This is a genomic window from Paeniglutamicibacter sulfureus (assembly GCF_030512175.1).
GTDB classification, from domain to species: Bacteria; Actinomycetota; Actinomycetes; order Actinomycetales; family Micrococcaceae; genus Paeniglutamicibacter; species Paeniglutamicibacter sulfureus.
On sequence record NZ_JAULBL010000001.1, the window covers coordinates 630,525 to 651,071 of the forward strand.

Consider the following 20,547-nt stretch of genomic DNA (forward strand, 5'->3'; position numbering starts at 1 on the left):
ATGGGATTGGGCAAGAAACTGAAAGCGTGGCTCGGGCAAGGCAAAACGGTGGTGGAAGCCGAAAAGGCAGACACCGCATTGGCGCCCGTCGAACCCGTCCCGGCCAGACGTGGCGACGGTGATCCCGGGTCTTCCGACAACCAAGAGGCGAGGGCGTCCAATGGGGCCACCATCAAGCTGAGCATCACCATGGAGATGCCCCTGTGTGTGGAGCTTGCAGTGACCACGACTTTTGCCAAAAAAGCGGTTCGGTCCTTGGCTGACCATCGTGGGCTCAAGGAACGCGACGTGCTCGAATGCCAAGCCATGTTGCAGCGCGACCCATCCAACACAGCGGATAGGAACGCCGTGGATGTCGTTGTCGACGGAACCCGTGTCGGGTGCCTTCCCGGATACCTGGCCGCCCATTTCGTCTTGGACGCAGGGACCGCGGTACCTGTCCAATACCAGCTGCACATTTTGCGTGGGGAGGACAAACTTCGAGCCAAAGCCTATGTATGGATGGGTGACGGCCAGCCGGAGTGGTCCCACGACCGGCAGAATCCCCCTGCGCTGACCGCGAGGGAACGAGTGCTGGAAACAGCGCGCGGCCAATCCGACCTGGTCAAGGAGGCACTGGCCGAAGGAGGCAGCCGAGCCGCGGAATTCCAGAAAGCCATGGTTAACGGTGTGCACTACCTCCAACTGGCGGAGCCCATCAAACAACTCAAACGTGAAGGCCGCTTGAAGGAGGCTTTGCATTGGTGCTACGTTGCCATCGAGAGCGCTGAGAAAGGCCGTCAAGGTAGTATTCCGGCACCGGCATACACGCGAGAAGCCGCCATCGTCCACCGCAAGCTAGGTGAACGCAAAGAGGAAATAGCGGTCCTGAAACGGTGGCTGGAGTTTTGCCCGCCAGAATCCCGCGCCGGCAGCGACATCGGAATTCGTCTGGCCAACCTCGAGGCAAAGTCAGCGCCCCGAACCAAGCCAAAAGATCAAACGAATCCCAAGGCCACATAGCGGCGCAACTCTTCCCGAAGGGCACCATCATCTGAGCCGCCACCAAGCCCAGTGGGGCCACAATCTAAGGCCGAGAGCACCCTCGACGTTGAGATATGCGCACCACCGCGTGTTGGTTCCCGCTCTGCGCCCTCACAGGCCGACGCCCGGTTCCCGACCAGCGCCATTGGAGTCTCCAGCAGCAAAGAGCGGCCGGGCGCTAGTTTGGTAGTCTTCTCTTCCACGCCTTTCCCAAGCAGGTCGTAGACGGTCAGGGACGTGCAGCTTTCTCAGCAGCCAAGTAGTCACATTCACTTGAGTCGTGTGAACCGGCGTGACCGGCCGGGGCCACTGGAACCATCCTAATCAGGGCGGTCTCCGGGTGCCGCCCCACCACGGGCAATCCCTCCAAATGATGCCGGAAGCTACCTTGAGGAATTCCCGTGGGTCCACGCCCTGAGTCGTTGGTGCGCGCCTACGCGCCATGAGGGCTGGTTGGCAAAACAGCCCGGTGCGGTCCTCTTAGCGGCAAAGTAGACCTCGTTGACCCGGCGGTCCAGGAATTCTCTCGATGCCTCGGCGAAGCACAATTGGTCATAGTTTTGTGTGAACAAGAACGACAAAACCTTGAGACTGCCCCATCGATTTTTTACGCCAAGAACTTCCAGCATTTGCTCATCTTGTTATTTTCGACTTGCGACAAGTTGCGCGTTTTCGCATTATTCCCGGTGACTCGAAACACTTAAGTTGCACCTAACAACCAATAGTGCAAAACTGCACTCTATGAAGAATAGTGCAATTGGGGTTGTCGGCGAGCCGGGCACCCCGCCGGGCCTCAGCGCCCGCATGCTGAAAACCCGGCTGTCCATCTCGCGGAACGCACGCGAGCTGACGGCGGAAAACGGCTTTGCGGGGTTCACCGTCGAGGAACTCTGCGCCCGCGTGGGGATCTCGCGGCGCACCTTCTTCAACTACTTCGCCACCAAGCTCGACGCCGTCTTCGGGCACGCCGAGGACGGGCTGCCAGCCGAGGCGCTCGAGCGGTTCATGAACGCCCGGCCCATCGGCACCGTGGGCATCTCCCCCACCCTGCTGGCCGACCTGGTGGCCTTGGTGCGGGAACAGCTGCGCATCGACGACGCCGAGATCCGCGGTGTCCACGGCTTCTTCACGATCCTGCACCGCGAGCCGGAACTGCTGGCACGCATGATCAAGGTCGGCCCGGAACGCCAGGCCGAATTCACCGCCATGGTGGCCAGGCGCGAAGGAGTCGAAGCCGACCACAGCGGCATCGGCATGCTGGCGCACGCCCTGCAGTTCGCCACCCACCGTGCCATCGAACGCTACCTGGCTTCACCCGACGGGCCATCGCTGGAGGAAGAATTCCTCTCCGTCATGCGCCAGACCCGGGAATTGTTCGGCCAGCCCCTGCTTCACGGGGAGCATCCCCCCGCCCCCTGACCTGATGGTCCGACCCGCCACTCATCTTTCCCATCACACCCAAGGAACCACCATGTCCACCACCACCGCGCCCCGGACACCCCCGGGCCCGGCGCCGTTGCTGCTGACGCAACGGCGCATCTGGATCATCTTCTCCGCGCTGATCGCCGGCATGATGCTCTCCTCCCTCGACCAGACCATCGTCTCCACCGCAATGCCCACCATCGTGGGCCAACTCGGCGGCGTCGAGCACCAGGCCTGGATCACCACCGCCTACCTGCTGGCCACCACCATCGTCATGCCGATCTACGGCAAGTTCGGCGACGTCTTGGGCCGGCGCAACCTCTTCCTGATCGCGATCGCCCTGTTCACCCTGGCCTCCGTCGGCGCGGCCTTTGCCGGGAGCTTCTGGATGTTCGTGTTCTTCCGCGCCATGCAGGGGTTGGGTGGCGGCGGCCTGATGATCCTCTCGCAGGCCATCATCGCCGACATCGTCCCAGCCTCTGAGCGCGGGAAGTATATGGGCCCGCTGGGTGCCATCTTCGGCCTTTCGGCCGTGGCCGGTCCGCTGCTGGGCGGATTCTTCGTCGACCACCTCACCTGGCAGTGGGCGTTCTACATCAACATCCCCATCGGCATCGGCGCCTTCCTGATCGCCTGGTTCGCCCTCACCATTCCGAACAAGAAGTCCACCAAGAAGATCGACGTGCTCGGGGTGCTGCTGCTCTCCATCGCCACCACCTGCCTGATCTTCTTCACCGACTTCGGCGGGAACAAGAACCACGGCTGGGCGGCCCCCGAGACCTGGGCCTGGGGCGTGGGAATGCTCGCGGCCATCGTGCTCTTCGTGATCACCGAGGCACGTGCCGAGGACCCGATCATCCCGCTCTCACTGTTCAAGAACCGGATCTTCGTCAACGCCACGGCCATCGGTTTCACCCTGGGCCTTGGCATGTTCGCGGCCATCGCCTTCGTGCCGACGTTCCTGCAGATGTCCTCGGGCACCTCGGCCGCCGTTTCCGGGCTGCTGATGCTCCCGATGATGCTTGGCCTGATGGGCACCAGCATCTGGTCGGGCATCGCGATCACCAAGACCGGCAAGTACAAGGGATACCCGATCGCCGGTGCCCTGGTCACAGCGCTGGCGATGCTCGCTTTCACCACGCTCTCGGCAACCACCCCGCTGTGGCTGATCTGCGTGTACCTGTTCGTGTTCGGTGCCGGCCTGGGGCTGATCATGCAGGTAGTGGTGTTGGTGGTGCAGAACGCCGTGGATCCCGCCATGGTCGGCACGGCGACCTCCACGAACAACTACTTCCGCGAGGTCGGTGCGTCCCTGGGCGTGGCGATCTTCGGTGCCATGTTCACCAACCGGCTCTCCGAGAAGCTCACCGACGTCTTCACCGGCGCCGGGGCCAGCACCGCGGATGCGGGCAACGCCACCGCAACCCTGGACCCGCAGACCATGGCGCAGCTGCCCGAGGGCGTGCGCGAGGGCATCGTCAATGCCTACGCCGACTCGCTGGCACCGGTGTTCTGGTACCTGATCCCGTTCATCCTCATCGCCTTCGTGCTGGCGCTGTTCCTCAAGCAGGTCAAGCTCTCGGACACCGCCGGCATGGTGGCCCGCGGCGAGGCCATCGGCGGCCAGGAAGCCAAGGCGCTGGAGGACGCGGCACGGTTCGGCGACAAGCTGCCCGCCGGCGCCTCCGGCAGCCCGGCAGAAACCGACGGGACCTTCGAGACGAAGCGTTAAGGTTCTTTCCCCGCCAAACAATGGTGCCCCGCAAGATCCTGCATTCCTTCCCGCGCGGGGGGATGCAGGGTCTTGCTGGGCGCTTTTTGCGTTCGTCGGGACGGCAGTGGATCAGGCGGTGCCCTGGGTGCCGGTGATGAAGTGGCCGGCTTCCTTCGGCTCGAGGGTCCAGTCGATGGCACGTTGGTGCTTGGGCGGCAGTGCCGGCAGCTGGCCCAGCACGAACCATCCGACCTCGAGGTTCTCGTCGTCGTTGACCTTTGCCTCCCCGCCCAGGTACTCGCCGGCCAGGATGATGTCCAGGTATTGGGCGCGGTCCCCGTTGGGATACACCGCCTCGTCGGTGGTTGCCACCCCGACCAGCCGGATGACGGCGCAGTGCACCGCGGTCTCCTCAAGCACCTCGCGCACCGCCGCGATGGCGGGCTCCTCGCCCGGCTCCAGGATGCCGGCCGGAAGCGTCCAGCGCCCGTTGTCGGCCCGGCGGACCAACAGCACGCGGCCCTCGTGGATCACCACGACCTTGACTCCGGGCAGCCACAGCGGATCGTTTCCGATCTTCCGACGCATTTGGACGATGAATTCTGGTGTGGGCATGGCGGTGTTCCGGTGTCTTTCGTGTCTCGTGGATTCCGGGCGCGGGCCTGGCTAGCCCGCCACGGCCAGGGCAAGGGCCGCGCCCGCCAGCATGAAGGGGCCGAAGGCAACGGAGGACCGCAGCGTGACCTTGCGCGCCAATAGCAACACCATCGACCAGAGGGCCCCGATGATAAAGGCAAAGGCGGTGGCCCACAACAGGTGGGTGTAGGAGAGGAAACCGAGGTAGAGTCCCAGCACGGCGGCGAGCTTCACGTCCCCCAGCCCCATGCCCGCGGGCGCAATCAGGTGCAGCACCAGGTAACCGGCGAACAGGATCACCGCTCCCAGCACCATGCGCAGCAGGATCATGGGTTCCCCGGCCAACAATGCGGCAGCGCCCAGCAGCGCCAGGGCGGCGATGAACCACGGGCCCAGGATGCGGTTGGGCAGCAGGTGCGACTTGAAGTCGATGATGGTCAGGCGCACGGCGTTGAACAGGTACAGCGCCAGGGCCAGCGTTGCCAGGATTCCCGCCACCGTGGCCAGGGCCGGGTCGGCGGCAAACCACTGCAGGATGAGTTGCGGCATGGGCCAAACCTTACGCGGTGCCCGCCGCCGCCGTCCGCGGCGGCACGCCACCGGCGGGACAATCCCCCGCAATGTGACTCCTCGCTACACTGAAGGCATGGACCAGCACCGTGGCGCCGACGTATTCCCCGACCCCGACAGGGCCCCGGGCAAGGAGCTCATGGGCCATTTTCGTCGGCTCGCCCGGTCCTCCCCCTGGCTGTGGAACACCCTCCAAATCCGGATCGGCGTCACCGACAAGGAACGGCATGCGCTGGCCTTTGCCGCCCCGAGCCTGCCCACGCACCTCACGGTGCTGATCAGGCGCCCCGACGCCATCCGTGTCGAGGACGCGGACGGTGCGGTGCTCTTCCGCACCGAGCACATCTACGATTCGCGCGATGCCGGCTTCGTGGCGGCCACCCGCAAAAGCTGGTTGTTGCCGCCTCAACTATTGGCCCCGGTATACGGGGACGACGGCCTGGTCTCCCGGCGGCCGGAGGCCGCCTATGGCAACGCATTGATGCCCGTGGGCCTGTGGAGTGCATTCCTCGATCCAGTCGAGATCGCCGGCTTCGCACCCGGTCCTGCCGACGTGGCCTTCCCCCATCCCAGCACCATCCACTCGCTGCGGGTGTTCAAGGACGAATCGGGCCGCGAATGCCTTGAGGCAGAACTCTCCCGCGGCCATTCCTACGCCCCGGTCATCGACGATGCGCCGCTGCTGGGCACCGGCCTCACGCTGATCCGCCTCGACCGGGCCACCGGCGTCTGCGTGCTGCGCCGGGTGCTCGACGGGCCGGATGCCGGGCTCGAACACCGGGCGGTCATCATCGCCGTGGACGAGTACATGATCGACGGGCTTTTCACCCAGCCACTGGCCTCGCTCAGCGACGTGCGGCATGCACCGGTGTGGCCCATCCCGGGGCTGGCCGACACCCCCGGGCCGCAGACTCCGGGCAGCGCACGGCACCGGGGCGGGCCGGCGGTCTAGGACCGCGGGCCCGCCCCGGAGTTGCACCCGGCTAGTGGATGCGGTCCTCAAGCAGCTCGGTGACCAGCGCGGCGATCTCGGAGCGCTCGGAGCGGGTCAGGGTCACGTGCCCGAAGAGGTGGTGGCCCTTGAGCTGCTCGACCACTGCCGCGACGCCGTCGTGCCGTCCCACCCGCAGGTTGTCGCGCTGGGCCACGTCGTGGGTGAGGATGACCTTGGAGTTCTGCCCGATGCGCGAGAGCACCGTGAGCAGCACGTTGCGCTCCAGCGATTGCGCCTCGTCGACGATCACGAACGCGTCGTGCAGCGAGCGCCCGCGGATGTGGGTCAGCGGCAGCACTTCGAGCATGCCCCGGCTCATGACCTCGTCGATGGCGTTCTTGGAGACGACCGAGCCCAGGGTGTCGAACACGGCCTGCGCCCAGGGGTTCATCTTCTCCGCCTCGGCGCCGGGGAGGTAGCCCAGCTCCTGGCCGCCGACCGCGTAGAGCGGGCGGAAGACCATGATCTTGCGGTGCTCGCGGCGTTCCATCACCGCTTCGAGCCCTGCACACAGTGCGAGCGCCGATTTGCCGGTGCCGGCGCGGCCGCCGAGCGAGACGATGCCGACTTCCTTGTCGAGCAGCAGGTCCAGGGCCAGGCGCTGTTCGGCGGAGCGGCCGCGCAGCCCGAAGGCCTCGCGGTCTCCTCGCACCAGGCGCACCAGGTGGTTGCGGTCAACCCTGCCCAGCGCCGAGCCGCGCGGGGAGTGCAGGATCAGCCCGGTGTTCACCGGCTGCTCGGCTGCTTCCTCAAGCTCAAGGGATTCATCGGAGTAGAGCGCGGACATGTCCTCCTGGCTCACGTCCATCTCGTGCACGCCGGTCCAACCGGAATCGGCGATCAGCTCATTGCGGTATTCCTCGGCGGTCAGGCCCATGGCCGAGGCCTTGATGCGCATGGGAGTGTCCTTGGACACCAGCGTGACGTCCAGGCCGCCGTCGAGCATGGCCTTGGCGACAGAGAGGATGCGGGTGTCGTTGTCCGCGTTGCGGAACCCCACCGGCAAGACGTTGGACGCAATGTGGTTCAGTTCGACCCGCAGGGTGCCACCCTGCTTGCCAACCTCCATGTCATTGGCCAGCCCGCCGTTCTTGCGGCCCAGCTCCTCAAGGGTCCGCAGTGCCTCGCGGGCAAAATAGCCCAGCGTGGGGTCGTTGCGCTTGTGCTCGAGTTCGGTGATCACTGTCAACGGCAGGACCACATGGTGTTCGGCAAAGCGCAACATGGCGTGGGGGTCTGCGATCAACACCGAGGTGTCCAGGACGAATGTCCGGGTACCTGCCGCCGATGCCGCCTGGGTGGCAGTCTCTGCCGAGACGGCGGGGGCGGTTGATGGGATTTCCTGTTTCGCTACCACTGTGGCTCCTCGCGGGGAGTGCTGCCCCGTTCAGCGGGCAATGACGGCTTCATCACCCGTTACGCTCAACATACGCCGAATGCTTCGGCCATACCTACGGTTTGGACAGTGCCGCGGTGAAGAGAAGATGAAGATTTGGCATCGCCCGGATGTCAGCGTGGGACGCGCCCCGGAAACCACGGATCAGGAGCCGAAGCGGCGTTGCCTGTCGGCGAAGTCGCGCAGGGCGCGCAGGAAGTCCACGCGCCTGAAATCGGGCCACAGCGCCTCGCAGAAGTAGAACTCGCTGTAGGCACTCTGCCAGGTCAGGAACCCTGAAAGGCGCTGTTCGCCCGAGGTGCGAATGACCAGGTCAGGGTCCGGCTGGCCCTTGGTGTAGAGGTGGGTGGCCAGTTGGTCGGGATCCAGGTCCGCGGCGATCTGCGCGGCGTCCAGCCCGTTGGCATGTCCCTGGAGCAGCAGCGCCTTGACGGCATCGACGATCTCCTGCCGGCCGCCGTAGCCGACGGCGACGTTGACGTGGATCCCGGTGACACCGGCGGTGGAGGCTTCCAGCTCGCGCAGTTTGTTGGCCAGGTAGTCCGGCAACAGGTCCAGCGCGCCCACCGGCTTTACGCGAACGGTCTTGGTCTCGCCCAACCGGTCCAGGGTGTTGGCAATGATCCCCATCAGGGCATCGAGTTCATCGCTGGAGCGGCTCATGTTGTCCGTGGAAAGCATGTAGAGCGTGACCAGGTTGATGTCCAGCTCCTGGCACCAGCCCAGGAATTCCAGGATCTTGTCCGCGCCGGCCTGGTGCCCGCTGGCCGTGGTTTGCCCTGACAGCTTGGCCCAGCGCCGGTTCCCGTCCACGAGCACGCCAATATGTGCCGGCAGTTTTTCCGGGGTCAACATACCCCGCAACTGCCGCTCATAGAGCCGGTAGACGAATCCCGGAAGTTCCACGGCGATACTCCTGCATAAAAATAGGGGGCCAACATGCGACCGCCCTCGGGTCGCGTGCATGGCTTAACGCTACCGGGTTCCGTCCCCGGTGGTGCGCCAAGACGCGGGCATGGCACGGTGCAATACCCCATACAACGGCCCGGTCCCCGGCGATCCCTGCGTTTTCCTCGGCACTCCGGCCACCGCTGCCACCTTGGCCTCGATCCATCGATGGTGATCACGGCAGGCGCCGGGGGGATTGAACCGGGAATGCCCGTCTTGTCAGCAAGGTGGGGCTTGCCACAGGGGCTATTCGCCTCTGCCACGAAGGGCACGACGCCCCGGCGAGCGCTGCCTCCGCAGGGGCGTCTGGTGAGGATGCGGGTTAGTTCTCCTGCATTTTTACCGTAGTCGCGGTTCCCAATGCGTTGACCTGGAAGACGATGGTGTCACCGGCATGCGCGAACCCTTTATTGTCGTCGGTTGATGCCAGAATCGCGGAACCAGCCGACGCAGCATCCCGCTGTGAAGTCCACGTGTACGACCTATTCTCTTCGGTCGGAGCCTCGAAGGTCCCGCCCAATAGATAGACGCCGTATCGCCGCCGCCAAAGCTACCGCGCGGTAGTTTAGGCTGGGGTCATGAGCCAAGCATCCGGGACCCCGTCACATCCCATGGTTCCAGCGCACCCGGCCAAGCCGTTGCTGCGCGGCTGGATCCATGCAGTCACCGCACCACTGGCCCTGGTCGCCGGTATCGTGCTGATCGTTCTGGCCCCTGCGGGCGCCGGCAAGATCGCCAGTGCCGTGTTCGCGTTCACCGGGGTTCTGCTCTTCACGGTTTCGGCTTTCTACCATCGCGGAAATTGGTCGCCGACCACCACTCGCGTGCTCAAGCGGATCGACCACACCAACATCATGCTGCTGATCGCCGGCTCCTACACGCCGCTGGCCTGGGCCCTGCTTCCGGCCAAGTCGGCCACCATTCTGTTGGTCTCGATCTGGATCGGGGCCCTTGCAGGGGTCGGCTTCCGGGTGTTCTACACCGACGCACCGCGTTGGCTTTACACCCCCGTCTACGTATTGCTCGGCCTGGCGTCCCTGCTGTTCATCGGGGAATTCTTCACCGCCAGCCCGGCCGCGGCAATCCTCATATGCGCCGGCGGTGCCTTTTACATTGCCGGTGCGGTGTTCTACGCGTTGAAGGCCCCGAACCCCATTCCGGAAATCCTGGGATTCCACGAGCTGTTCCATGCCTTCACGCTGATCGGTTTCTCCTGCCACTTCGCAGCCATTGCCATCGCGGTGCTCGGCGCCACCTAGTTCACCGGTCCGCTCACCGAAAGTCCCGGTGCGATGAGCGCGGCCAGCGCCGGCAGGTTACCGACCGGTGCGTGGCAAACCCCTCCGCGGCACACATAGAGCCGCAATTGCCCCTCGGGTCCCGCCGGGTAGACAGTGTCCCTGGTGCCCGCGTCGCCGGTCGGGCCCAGTTGGGCCACTGCCGCCAATACGCCGAGACGCACCGCTTCCCGGCGCTCGGGCTCGGTTCCTCCCGCCACGACCAGCTCCGTCGTGGAACCGTGGACGAATCGGGCAACCACTCCCAAGGCGCTCCCGGTGCCATGGGGTGCGCGCTCGGCAAGGGCCGGCACGAATCCCAGCAACATGCGCACCAACCCGAGGTCTTCTTCGCTGCTTTCGAACGCCGCCTCGGGGGCGCCCGCTCCCATGTCCAGCTGCTTGCGTCCGGCCCGGTTCAGCAGCGCGGCGGCCAGCAGCGAGGTCGCCGAGGGCACCGCGTCATCCAGTGCCTCGGCGCTGCCCATTCCCCCGCGCATGGCCTGGACTCGGGGGTCGTTCGCTGCGCTGTCCAGTGGCAATCCGCCGTCAAGGAAAAGTTCCAGGGCCGCGCTGAGCACTTCGTCGGCTCTGGCGAACCAGACCTGGTCCCCCGAGGCGGTACCCAGCTGCTGGAATCCCAGTGCCACGCCCGCATAGTCCTCAAGCACCGCGGAGATGGATGTGCTGGCCCGGCCCTGGTGGCTGATGCGGTGGAGCATTGCCCCGGCGCCACCGCTCGCCGTCACCCAATGCACCCGGTACAGGTACTCGGCCGTCTTCGTGGCGAGGTCAAGCATGAGCGGTTCGCGCACAAGCACCGCGGCCTCGGCCAGCGAGGCAATGGCCAGGCCGTTCCACCCGGCGACGACCTTCTCGTCGCGGCCCGGCTGCACCCGCGTCGCACGCTCGGCGGCCAGTTTCCCCAGGGCATCTGCGAGCCCCGGCCATTCGGCGAGCGTCGGGGTGCGGGACAGCGCAACGGTCATCGGCACGTCCCGCGGAAGGAGATCACCTTGCCCGGCGCCCTCGCCCGGCAGCGATGCGCCTGCCCACAATTGCAGGAAAACATTGCCGGAGGCCCGAAGCCCTTCCGTTCCCTGTTCCCCCAGGATCCTAGCGACCTCGCCCCGGCTAAAGGTGTAGGTGGCGCCCTCGTGGTGGGATCCGTCCGGCATGACGGTGTCGGCGTCAAGGGATGAGGCGAATCCCCCGCCGGGAAGCTGCATGTCTTCCTCCAGCCACTTGTGGATGCCGCGGGCGGATACGCGGCAGAGTTCGGCGACGTCCGCATCGGGCAACTGCACCGCCGCGCGGGCGTACAGTCCCAGCAGCTGTGCGTTGTCGTAGAGCATCTTTTCAAAGTGCGGGATCTTCCATTCAGGATCCACGCAATAACGCGCAAAGCCGCCGCCCACGTGGTCTGCCAGTGCACTGCAGGCCATGATCCGCAGCGTCTCCGATGCCAGCGCGGTGGCCTGCGACGCCTCGGGCCCCGAGCCCAGTGAAGCCCGCAGAAGGAAGTCCAACACGGAACTCGGCGGGAACTTGGGTGCCGGTGAAAAGCCTCCGGTGGGATCCTCCATGGCCGCCAACTTTCGCACGGCGGTGCCGATCACCTCGGCCAGCCCCGGTTCATTGCCGGCAGTGGGCAACGGCAGGGACCGGGAGAACATCTTGGCCTGTCCGCCGGCGACCGAACCCAGGTGGTCGGCGAGCGTCGCTGCCTGCAGTTCCAAGGCGTCTCGGCGGTTGTCCCAGGCGTCGGTGACGGCTTCGAGCACTTGCATGAAGGCGGGCATGCCCGGCCGGGGCACCGGCGGGAAATAGGTCCCGGCATGGATGGCGCGGCCGTCGGGGAGCGTGAATACGCTCATGGGCCAGCCACCGGCACCGGTGAGTGTTTGGGTTGCGGCCATGTAGGCACTGTCGACGGCAGGATGTTCCTCGCGGTCGACCTTGATCGGCACGAAGTGTTCGTTGAGGTAGGCGGCGATCCCGGGGTCGTCGAAGGATTCGCGGGCCATCACGTGGCACCAGTGGCAGGCTGCGTATCCGATGGACAGGAAGACCGGGACGTCGCGGGACGCGGCCTCGGCGAATGCCTCGTCCCCGTAGGGCCACCAGTCAACCTGCTGGTGGGCATGCTGCCTGAGGTAGGCGGAGGCGCTCGAGGCGATTCGTTGTCCCATGTTTCCAGTCTCCCCCACGAGCGTCCTTCATGGCAGAGCCCGGGACATCGAGCGCAGGCCAATCCCGACGACCGTCGTGTCTGGAGGTTCCAAGGCGGAGACATGTGGAACGTAGACATCGAGCTGACTGCCCAGTGGTTCGCTTCGTGGGACGCCAGCAGCAGCCGACTTCAGCTGTCCCGGCCCCGCAATGCCACATACCCGGCACCGAGGAACACCGTCGTCCAGGCTGCCAGAACGGCAACCGCGGTGACCGGGCCGTAGGGATGTTCCACTGCGGTGCCCAACACCGCCGCGGCATTGGTCGGCAGATAGGAGGCGGCTTCCTGCACCGCCTCCGCGGCGAACAGCGGCAGGATCTGCGGCAGCCCGAAGAGCAGCACGAACGCCGCGGTCACGGCCCCGGCGCTGCTACGCAGCACCGATCCGAGGCCCACCATCATCATGGCCAGCAGCCCCAGGTAGGCGCCGGCGCCGAGCATGGCCGTGGCCAGCTGGCCGGGCGTGAACTCTCCGTAGGATCCCGCGGCCGGTGCCGCCACCAGAGTGCCGACCCCCACCAGGGCGGCCCCGGAAACGAATCCGACCGCACCCAGCACCGCGGCCTTGGACCCCAGGAAGCTCAAGCGCACCGGGACCGCCTGCAGGGAGGTGGTGATGGTGCCGGAACCGTACTCGGAGGTGACGGACAGCGCCGCAAGAACGGCGATGAACAGCTGGGACAGCTGCAATGACACGAAGGCGACGAAAGGTGCCGGCATCGTCGTGTCATAGCCGTTCTCCCCGCTGGCCTGCGCCGAGGCGCCCAGCAGCCAGGCCAGGCCGACCTGCCCGAGCAGCGCCAGTGACAGGATGATCCAGGTGGAGCGCAGGGAGGCCAGCTTGGTGGCCTCAAAGGCCGCGGCCCGGCGGCCGCGGCCGCGGCGGATGGCGGCGGGCGGGGTTCCCTGGATGGCTCTCATGATGCTTTCCTTTCATTTTCGGTTGGCACGTATTCGAGGCTGGAGGAAGTCAATTCGGCGTAGGCCTGTTCCAGCGAGGCCTTGCGCAGGCTCAGTTCGTTGATCCTCAGCCCCAGCCCGTGGGCAATTCCCCCGACATCCTCCAGCGAGGCGCCGGTGACCCGCAGCGTCCCGGAATCCGTCAAGGTGACAGGGTACCCGGCGCGGGACAGCGCCTCGGCGAGCAGCGCGGCATCGGGGGTGGCGACGGTGATGGAGTTCAGCGCGCTTTCGGCGATGACGTTGTCGATGGAATCATCCGCGATCAGCCTGCCCCGCCCGATGACCACCAGGTGGTCGGCCGTGGACTGCATCTCGCTCATCAGGTGGCTGGAGACGAACACCGTCGCCCCGGCGGCCGCCTTGGCACGCATGAGCTCTCGGATCCACACCACCCCGTCGGCGTCCAGGCCGTTGACCGGCTCGTCGAAGATGAGCACCTGCGGATCGCCCAGCAGCGCACCGGCAATGCCCAGACGTTGGCGCATGCCCAGCGAAAAGGTGCCGATGCGTTGGTGCCCCGCCTCGGCGAGCCCGACCTCCTCCAGCACCGTCCCCACCCGGCGGGCGGGGATGGAGTTGCTGCGGGCCAGGCCCAGCAGGTGGGATGCGGCACGCTGCCCCGGATGCCCGATGCGCGAGTCGACCACGGCCCCCACGGTGCGCAGCGGGGTGTGCAGGGCCGCATAGGGTTTCCCGTTGATCAGCGCTGCCCCGGAGTCGGGGGTGTCGAGCCCCAGCAGCATGCGCATGGTGGTGGTCTTCCCTGCCCCGTTGGGACCCAGGAAGCCGGTGACTTTCCCCGCTTCGATGGCCACCGACAGCCCGTCCACCGCCCGCTTGCGTCCAAAGTCCTTGGTGAGATCCTCAAGCACGATCATGGTCCTGCTCCTTGCCCGGTTGGTGTTGCTTCCTTGCCTTCAACGCTAGGTTGGGTCCCGGGCCCACCGACACCGGCGTTCGTCGGGTCTTGGGCAGCGAACACCCCTGACTTTCGTCGGTGTTCCGGCGGGCGGCGGCTCGGTAGCATGGGGTGAATGAGGATCCGTTCCGGAGTCCGTTTCCGTCCGCAGCAGGCCGGCTGGGCCGTCGTGCTGTTGCTGGCCGCGCTCGTGATGCCTGCCCTGGGCCCGGGCAATGCCCTGGCCGCGGCGCTGGCGGTGGTTGCCGCCTATCTGGCCGGGCGCAGGCTGGATTCCCTCTCCGGTTCGGTGTCCATGTTGGGGGCCGGGATCCTGGTCGCCGGTGCGCTGCGGCTTGCCGCCGATCCTTCCGGGGCCGCCTCGAGGTGGCTGTTGGACGTGCTGCTGGTCTTTGCCGCGGTGGTGCTGCCATGGTGGTGGGGCCGCTACCGTATGCTGCGCACCGCCCAACGCCGACGCGAACACGAGGTCGTTGCCGCCAACGCCAGGCTGCTCGAACGCACCCGCATTGCCCAGGACATGCACGATGAGCTCGGGCACGAGCTGGCGCTCATTGCCCTGGGCGCCGGCGCGCTGGAGGTCGACGCAAACTCCACGGAGCACGGACGCCGCGCGGCGGCCGACATCCGCGAGCGAGCTGCCCAGGCCATCGATTCGCTGCACGCGATCGTGGCGATGTTGCGCCAGGACACGTCCAACGGCGCTGCCCCGCTGGTACCTGCCGGCGAATCGATCCAGGCACTGGTTGCCCGGGTGCGAACCTCCGGGCTTCAGACGGACCTCGAACAGGTGCCGGCCCCGCCCGGAACACCGAATCCTCCACGGGAGGTGCAGGCCGCCATGCACCGGGTGGTCCAGGAGGGGCTGACCAATGCGGCCAGGCATGCCCCCGGCGCCGAGGTGCACATCGGGATCGACGAAGGCAAGGACCCGGTGACCATCAAGATCGAAAACCGACGCACCTCACCGGCCCCGGCCGTGGGCACCGGAGGTTCCGGGCTCGCCGGGGTCGCCGAACGGCTGCGCATGCTCGGCGGCACCCTGGAGGCCGGAGTTCACGGGCAGGATTTTCGCCTGGTCGCACGCATCCCCCGGTCATCCCGGCTTCCCGAACCCGGACCCGGCACGCTGGCGCTCGGTCCTGCGCCGGTGGATGGGTCGGTGGCCACGGAGCTTGCCGATGTTCGTCGCACCACGCGCTCGCGGCAATGGGCCACCGCGTTGCTGCCGCTGGGGCTGGCGACGCTGTTGGCCGGCATCCTGGTGACGGTGCAGGTGCTCACGGTGGTGGACAACGCCCTGGCGCCGTCCGCCTACGCGCAGCTGCGGGTGGGGCAGGCCCGCGCAGAGATCGTACCGTTGCTGCCCGCCGGCGGCCTGGACGGCCCCACCCCGATGATTGCCGAGACCCCGGCACCAGGGAACACGACATGCATCTACTACCAGGCACGCAACGGCTTCCTGGATTTCAGCACCGACATGTACCGGCTGTGTTTCGGCCACGGGGTGCTCGTGTCCAAGGACCATCTGTTGCCGCGAAACGAAGGATGAGCCCTGTGCCCCTGCCCGAAGTTCCACGACCCGCCTCCGGCCCCGGGGACAGGCCCATCACGGTGTTGTTGGCCGATGACGAGGCGCTGGTCCGCGCCGGGGTCCGGGCGATCCTGTCCTCGGATCCGGGCATCGAAGTAGTGGCCGAGGCGGCCGACGGGCGCCAGGCCCTGGAACTTGCCGCCAGGTTCCGGCCTTCGGTGGCGCTACTGGATATCCGCATGCCGGTGCTCGACGGGCTCGCCGCGGCCCGCGAACTGGCCGTGCGCCTGCCCGGCACCGCCGTCGCCATGCTCACGGTCTTCGGCGAAGACGAGTACATCGACGCGGCGCTGAAGGTGGGAGTCAGCGGCTTTTTACTCAAGGCCTCGGCGCCGCAGGAGCTGATTGCCGGGGTCAAGGCGGTTGCCTCGGGCGCCGCCTATCTTTCACCGCGCGTGGCACGGCGGGTGGTGGACCGGCTGCGCGCCGTCGACGTCGGTGCCCCTCAGGTGGCCCGCGCGGCCGTGGCGCAGCTAAGTGCCAGGGAAACGGATGTGCTCATCCTGCTGGGGGCCGGTTATTCAAATGCACAGATCGGTGCTCGGCTGCACCTGACAGAGGGAACCGTCAAGGGGCATGTCTCGGCAATCCTGCTCAAGCTGGGGGCAGTGAACCGGGTGCAGGCCGCGGTGTTGGCCCACCATGCCGGGTTGGTTCCGCCCGGTTCCTGAACCCAGGGCCGCGGTCACTTCAAAGGCCCCCGTGAAGAAATTCTCAATTTCACGGGGGCCTTTGCAGGATGATGGTGAGCCTAACGCGCGGGCTTGTCGCCCGGCTCGTCGGGCTGGATGTCTTTACCCTTGTCCACCAGCTCCTGCTGACGTGCCTCGGGTCATGTCACGGATCAGGAAGATGGTCACAATGACGAGCACCGCCGTGGCCACAAACCCACGAATCCCCGGCCAATGCTCTGTGCCGCATCTCCGACGGGCGCTCCGTGAACCGGCGATGGACTAACGGAGGCGGTGTAAAGCAGGAACGAATACACGCGCGGGGCGCATTCTGAAAAAGTTGGCGGCCGGAATCATCGGCACATTACACCGGCAAACTGGTCGGCCTCTGGGAGTGTGGTGGGAACCGCGGATTCGATCAGGGTGCAGTCCTCCCATGGCCATGCCTTGGCGTAGATCGCCTCGGGCACGGCAAAGAAGAGTCCTGTCGGATCGATTTGGGTCCGGTGGGCCAGCAGCGCCCGGTCTCGGTGCTTGAAGAAGTCTGCGCAGTGGACCTGCGTGGTGGTTTCGTGCGGCGAAACCCGCCCGAATCGCTATTCGTCCGGGTGTTGCTCCCAGGCGGCAATTCGTTCGGCATAGGGCGATTCGATGCCGCCGTCCACCATGGCGTAGTGCAGTGTCTTGAATCGCTCGTCGGCAAAGGCGCGATCGTAGTAGAGCTTGGAGGTTTCCCAGGGCTCGCCAAGTTCCGGAGAGCTGGTGGACTTGGCAACTTCTGCAACGGCGTGCATGGCGATCTTGTGCGCCTAGACGTGGTCTGGGTGCGGGTAGCCGCCGTTTTCGTCGTACGCAATGATCACGTGCGGCTTGAATTCGCGGATCAACTTGATCAACGGGGCTGCTGCCCGGTCAAGGCCTCGTCCCCATAGGGCCACCAGTCCACCTGCTGGTGGGCATGCTGGCGCAAGTAGGCGGAAGCGCTTGAGGCGATTCGTTGTCCCATGTTTGCGGTCTCCCCCAAGATGGTTCTTTGGGTCACGGCCTGGGAATTTCGCGCATGCCAGCCCCTCCTGGTGACTCACGGGAGCATCCGCACTAGAATGCGGACATGAGCGGCTTGCATGTTTCGGTGCGGGCGTCAGCGGGCTCGCCGGCGGTGAGCGAATTCGTCATGGCGGTCGGATTTCCATGGCATGCCAGTACCGAAAACCCTCCCGTAGACAGGATGGTACGAGGCCGCGGGGCCGTGGACCGCGCTTCACGCACGTCTCGTCTTGATACTCATCCCGGTTCCCGACACTGCCGACCAAGTTGCTCTCCACGGGAGTTGACTCGTGCGCGTTGGTCAGGCCGCGCGGATCGTGACGCTCGCCGGAGCGGTCGGTACGCACGGACCATTTCTACCCGACATCGTGTTCCCTGCGCTTGCGGACAGAGCTCCGGGGCCTCTTGCGCCGGACAGTTCATTGGCGACTTGACCGCGGAACGACGCGGGCATCGTCGTGTTCGACTTGTGTTCGACTGCCGGCGTATCTGCCTGGCAATACCGGGTGCCGCTGGTGGACGCGGGGGCGCCTTCGGCCGTGCTCCCTGAAACTTGCTCGCGGTCAGTAGGCCGGCGTTCCCTCGAGCTACTTCTAACGTGAACCGACTCCAATTCCGAGCGAGAAAAGAAAAAGTCATGAAGACAACCAAAGGCAGGCCACCTATCGCCGGCAACCGAATGGCCTTGGCGGGCGCCGTGCTCTACCTCTTGGAGTGGGTCGCCATTTTTGGATCTGGTCTGGTGGGGGTAGAGATGATCGGCGGCGAGATCGGCGCCTCACCGCAAGAGGTCGTGGCCACCTATGCCGGATCCGAGAACGGAATGGCACTCATCGCCGGTTGGATGTGCCTCGTGCTCACCGGCCGGGTGTTGCTGCTCGTCGGCCTTCGGGCCGGCCTCCGAGACTCCGGCCGGGACCACCCCTTGATGGGATTTGCAGTATCGATCATGACCATCAGCGTCGCGCTGGAAATCGCAATCACCGCGATTTATGCCGGCGCCGCAACACTTGCAGCCGATTCGTCCGAGCAAGCGGTCCTGGCTCTGGACCGAGCCGGTACCGCCTTGTACCCTATGGTTTACGGCTCTGCAGGTCTGTCAGTCCTCTGCGCTGCTTGGTGTCTGTCGCGCTCAGGCCTCTTCCCCGTCGCACTGAATGTCCTCGGGTTCATAGGCGGTGCCGGCATGGTTCTGATACCGTTCTTTGCTGCTCCGGCCTTCAATGCGGTACTAATAGTCCTGGGTTTCATCCCGCTTTTCGTCTGGGTCTGGATGATCTGGGCCGGCATCCTCTTCTGGCGGAACGCACCCAGCCGGGCCGTCGAACCAGTCGACGCCGTGAACATGTCGGGCGGGCGACGAAACCGCTCGAAGCCTCCACTTTTGTGAAGTAGCTGCCGGAGCGCTCTTCCAACCGGTGTCTCGCGAGGTCTCGCAGATGGTAGGCGGAACGAGACGACGCACAACGCGGGACAATTCTGTGCTTCATCCCAACACGGTCCCGCTTAACCGATAAGCCCCGGTGCTGTTTCCCGATCCCAGTCTCACGACAGATATCCTTTGCACCGGACATCCTCGTCATCCGACACTCCGGCTCTCCGTCGCACGTTCAGAACAGATCTGTTCCACGAAGAGTACTCGACAGCGAGCTAGTGGAGTCCCATTGCCTGGGACCGTCGATCAAGGTCCGCCCGTGAATGCGGCCCGGGTCCAGGTCCGCCGATCAGACCGACCTGCCGACAGGGCACAGGGACACCTACGCTCAAGGCGACTTCAGGGTGCGGATTCACGCCAAGCGCCGAGTCCCAATGGCCAAGCCCACGGCGGCGGAGCCCCGAAAGCGACACCTGACACAAGAATCCATCCAAGCCATACTTTCAGGAGTCCGAGACGATTAACGCGCGGGCTTGTCGCCCGGCTCGTCGGGCTGGATGTCTTTGCCCTTTTCCACCAGCTCCTGCTGGCGGGCTTGGGCCTCGCCCTGGTAACGGACCCGGCGGATGCGGCGGGTCATGTCACGGATCAGGAAGATGGTCACAATGACGAGCGCCGCGGTGGCCACAAAACCCACGAATCCCGGGCCAATGGATTGTGCCGCGTCACCGACGGGCGCGCCGGGAACCGGCGAAGGACTAACTGATGCTGCGTACAGCAGGAACGAATACACGCGCGGGGCTCTTTCTGAAAAAGTTGGCGGCCGGTTTCACCGGCACGTTACCTATCTTAGACCGGCAAACAGGTCGGTCTCTGGGAGTGTGGTGGGAACCGAGGATTCGATCAGCGTGAAGTCCTCCCACGGCCATGACTTGGCGTAGATCGCCTCGGGCACCGCAAAGAAGAAACCGGCCGGATCGATCTGGGTCCGGTGGGCCAGCAGCGCCCGGTCGCGGTGCTTGAAGAAGACGGCGCAGTGGATCTGCGTGGTGGTCTCGTGCGGGGAGACCCAACCGAAGAGCTGCTCGTCAGGGTGTTGCTCCCAGGCGGCAATTCGTTCGGCATACGGCGACTCGATGCCGGCGTCCACCATCGCATAGTGCAGTGTCTTGAAACGCTCGGGGGCGAAGGCGCGGTCGTAGTACAGCTTGGAGGTTTCCCAGGGCTCGCCGAGTTCCGGGGAGCTGTCGGCCTTGGCCGCTTCCGTAAAGGCGTGCACCGCGACCTTGTGAGCCTGGATGTGGTCCGGGTGCGGGTAGCCGCCGTTTTCGTCGTACGCGATGATCACGTGGGGCTTGAACTCGCGGATCAACTTGATCAACGGTGCAGCTGCCCGGTCCAGCGGCTGCAGGGCGAAGGCGCCGAAGGGAAGTTCCGGCAGCGGGTCGCCCTCGGGCAGGCCGGAATCCACGAAACCCAGCCAGCGGTGCTCGATGCCCAGCACGGCAGCGGCCTCGGCCATTTCCGTGCGCCGCACCCCGGCCAGGTCCCGGTGTGCGTGGGCAAGTTCACCAACGGCCGCGTTGAGGATGTCTCCGCGTTCCCCCCCGGTGCAGGTTGCCACCATCACCGAAGCGCCGGCCGCAATGTACGCGGCCATCGTGGCCGAGCCCTTCGATGATTCGTCGTCGGGGTGTGCATGGACCGCCAGCAAACGCAGCCCCGTTGAATCAGCGATCTGCTCCACGTTTCGTTCTTCCACCTA

At 65.7% G+C, this 20,547-nt stretch carries 20 protein-coding genes; 8 read left to right on the plus strand and 12 right to left on the minus strand.

The genetic code is table 11. The annotated features are described in order from the left end of the window. The 3 genes from Q2T94_RS02745 to Q2T94_RS02755 all read left to right on the plus strand — a co-directional run bounded on the left by Q2T94_RS02745 (position 1) and on the right by Q2T94_RS02755 (position 4,177). Positions 1 to 1,002, plus strand: coding sequence for a hypothetical protein (locus Q2T94_RS02745; RefSeq protein ID WP_302262785.1), 1,002 nt, complete (start codon positions 1 to 3; stop codon positions 1,000 to 1,002). Between the two features lie 762 nt (positions 1,003 to 1,764). Further along, positions 1,765 to 2,442, plus strand: a complete 678-nt coding sequence (locus Q2T94_RS02750; protein ID WP_302262786.1) for a TetR/AcrR family transcriptional regulator — start codon at positions 1,765 to 1,767, stop codon at positions 2,440 to 2,442. Positions 2,443 to 2,494: 52 nt separating this feature from the next. Beyond that, positions 2,495 to 4,177: an MDR family MFS transporter gene (locus Q2T94_RS02755; RefSeq protein ID WP_302262787.1), complete on the plus strand. Its 1,683-nt coding sequence runs from the start codon at positions 2,495 to 2,497 to the stop codon at positions 4,175 to 4,177. Between the two features lie 111 nt (positions 4,178 to 4,288). Here the strand turns inward: Q2T94_RS02755 and Q2T94_RS02760 are convergent, their stop codons facing one another. Together Q2T94_RS02760 and Q2T94_RS02765 are read right to left on the minus strand one after the other, a co-directional pair. After that, a complete protein-coding gene (locus Q2T94_RS02760) occupies positions 4,289 to 4,774 on the minus strand; it encodes an NUDIX hydrolase (protein ID WP_302262788.1) in 486 nt (161 codons plus the stop codon). Positions 4,775 to 4,825: 51 nt separating this feature from the next. Beyond that, positions 4,826 to 5,344, minus strand: a complete 519-nt coding sequence (locus Q2T94_RS02765; RefSeq protein ID WP_302262789.1) for a prepilin peptidase — start codon at positions 5,342 to 5,344, stop codon at positions 4,826 to 4,828. On the opposite strand from Q2T94_RS02765, the gene Q2T94_RS02770 reads away from it, so the two are divergent. Beyond that, the gene (locus Q2T94_RS02770; protein WP_302262790.1) at positions 5,343 to 6,317 is read left to right on the plus strand and encodes a hypothetical protein; all 975 of its coding nucleotides are present in this window, start codon (positions 5,343 to 5,345) and stop codon (positions 6,315 to 6,317) included. The genes Q2T94_RS02765 and Q2T94_RS02770 overlap by 2 nt on opposite strands. A 31-nt stretch (positions 6,318 to 6,348) precedes the next feature. Here the strand turns inward: Q2T94_RS02770 and phoH2 are convergent, their stop codons facing one another. Both phoH2 and Q2T94_RS02780 read right to left on the minus strand, forming a co-directional pair. Further along, positions 6,349 to 7,716, minus strand: a complete 1,368-nt coding sequence (phoH2, locus tag Q2T94_RS02775; RefSeq protein WP_436836811.1) for an RNA 5'-3' helicase PhoH2 — start codon at positions 7,714 to 7,716, stop codon at positions 6,349 to 6,351. A gap of 183 nt (positions 7,717 to 7,899) precedes the next feature. Further along, positions 7,900 to 8,661, minus strand: coding sequence for an isoprenyl transferase (locus Q2T94_RS02780; RefSeq protein WP_264268262.1), 762 nt, complete (start codon positions 8,659 to 8,661; stop codon positions 7,900 to 7,902). 620 nt (positions 8,662 to 9,281) lie between these two features. Here Q2T94_RS02780 and trhA point away from each other — a divergent pair. Further along, on the plus strand, positions 9,282 to 9,962 hold the full coding sequence (trhA, locus tag Q2T94_RS02785; RefSeq protein WP_302262791.1) for a PAQR family membrane homeostasis protein TrhA: 681 nt from the start codon (positions 9,282 to 9,284) through the stop codon (positions 9,960 to 9,962). Here trhA and Q2T94_RS02790 read toward each other — a convergent pair. The 3 genes from Q2T94_RS02790 to Q2T94_RS02800 form a co-directional block, all read right to left on the minus strand. After that, complete coding sequence (locus Q2T94_RS02790) at positions 9,959 to 12,172, minus strand: thioredoxin domain-containing protein (protein ID WP_302262792.1); 2,214 nt, start codon at positions 12,170 to 12,172, stop codon at positions 9,959 to 9,961. The two genes, trhA and Q2T94_RS02790, sit on opposite strands and share 4 nt — an antisense overlap. A gap of 170 nt (positions 12,173 to 12,342) precedes the next feature. Beyond that, the gene (locus Q2T94_RS02795; protein WP_302262793.1) at positions 12,343 to 13,134 is read right to left on the minus strand and encodes an ABC transporter permease; all 792 of its coding nucleotides are present in this window, start codon (positions 13,132 to 13,134) and stop codon (positions 12,343 to 12,345) included. Further along, positions 13,131 to 14,054: an ATP-binding cassette domain-containing protein gene (locus Q2T94_RS02800; protein WP_302262794.1), complete on the minus strand. Its 924-nt coding sequence runs from the start codon at positions 14,052 to 14,054 to the stop codon at positions 13,131 to 13,133. Before Q2T94_RS02800 ends, Q2T94_RS02795 begins: the two co-directional genes overlap by 4 nt. A gap of 156 nt (positions 14,055 to 14,210) precedes the next feature. Between Q2T94_RS02800 and Q2T94_RS02805 the strand changes: the two genes are divergently transcribed. Continuing rightward, positions 14,211 to 15,647, plus strand: a complete 1,437-nt coding sequence (locus Q2T94_RS02805; RefSeq protein WP_302262795.1) for a sensor histidine kinase — start codon at positions 14,211 to 14,213, stop codon at positions 15,645 to 15,647. Positions 15,648 to 15,652: 5 nt separating this feature from the next. Further along, entirely contained in the window at positions 15,653 to 16,360 is a 708-nt protein-coding gene (locus Q2T94_RS02810; RefSeq protein ID WP_302262796.1) for a response regulator, read from the plus strand. Between the two features lie 596 nt (positions 16,361 to 16,956). On the opposite strand, the gene Q2T94_RS02815 is transcribed toward Q2T94_RS02810, so the two are convergent. The 3 genes from Q2T94_RS02815 to Q2T94_RS20500 are packed head-to-tail and all read right to left on the minus strand — an operon-like array spanning position 16,957 to position 17,366. Further along, positions 16,957 to 17,154, minus strand: coding sequence for a hypothetical protein (locus Q2T94_RS02815; RefSeq protein WP_302262797.1), 198 nt, complete (start codon positions 17,152 to 17,154; stop codon positions 16,957 to 16,959). 15 nt (positions 17,155 to 17,169) lie between these two features. Continuing rightward, positions 17,170 to 17,298, minus strand: coding sequence for a hypothetical protein (locus tag Q2T94_RS02820; protein WP_302262798.1), 129 nt, complete (start codon positions 17,296 to 17,298; stop codon positions 17,170 to 17,172). After that, the gene (locus tag Q2T94_RS20500; protein ID WP_367281514.1) at positions 17,253 to 17,366 is read right to left on the minus strand and encodes a DUF255 domain-containing protein; all 114 of its coding nucleotides are present in this window, start codon (positions 17,364 to 17,366) and stop codon (positions 17,253 to 17,255) included. The genes Q2T94_RS02820 and Q2T94_RS20500 overlap by 46 nt, the downstream gene beginning before the upstream one ends. A gap of 678 nt (positions 17,367 to 18,044) precedes the next feature. Between Q2T94_RS20500 and Q2T94_RS02825 the strand changes: the two genes are divergently transcribed. Further along, a complete protein-coding gene (locus tag Q2T94_RS02825; RefSeq protein ID WP_302262799.1) occupies positions 18,045 to 18,797 on the plus strand; it encodes a hypothetical protein in 753 nt (250 codons plus the stop codon). Positions 18,798 to 19,302: 505 nt separating this feature from the next. Here the strand turns inward: Q2T94_RS02825 and Q2T94_RS02830 are convergent. Together Q2T94_RS02830 and mca are read right to left on the minus strand one after the other, a co-directional pair. Next, positions 19,303 to 19,575: a hypothetical protein gene (locus Q2T94_RS02830; protein ID WP_264268268.1), complete on the minus strand. Its 273-nt coding sequence runs from the start codon at positions 19,573 to 19,575 to the stop codon at positions 19,303 to 19,305. A gap of 51 nt (positions 19,576 to 19,626) precedes the next feature. After that, positions 19,627 to 20,544 carry a mycothiol conjugate amidase Mca gene (gene mca, locus Q2T94_RS02835; protein ID WP_302262800.1) on the minus strand — a complete coding sequence of 306 codons (918 nt, stop codon included), beginning with the start codon at positions 20,542 to 20,544 and terminating at the stop codon, positions 19,627 to 19,629. Between the last annotated feature and the right edge of the window lie 3 nt (positions 20,545 to 20,547).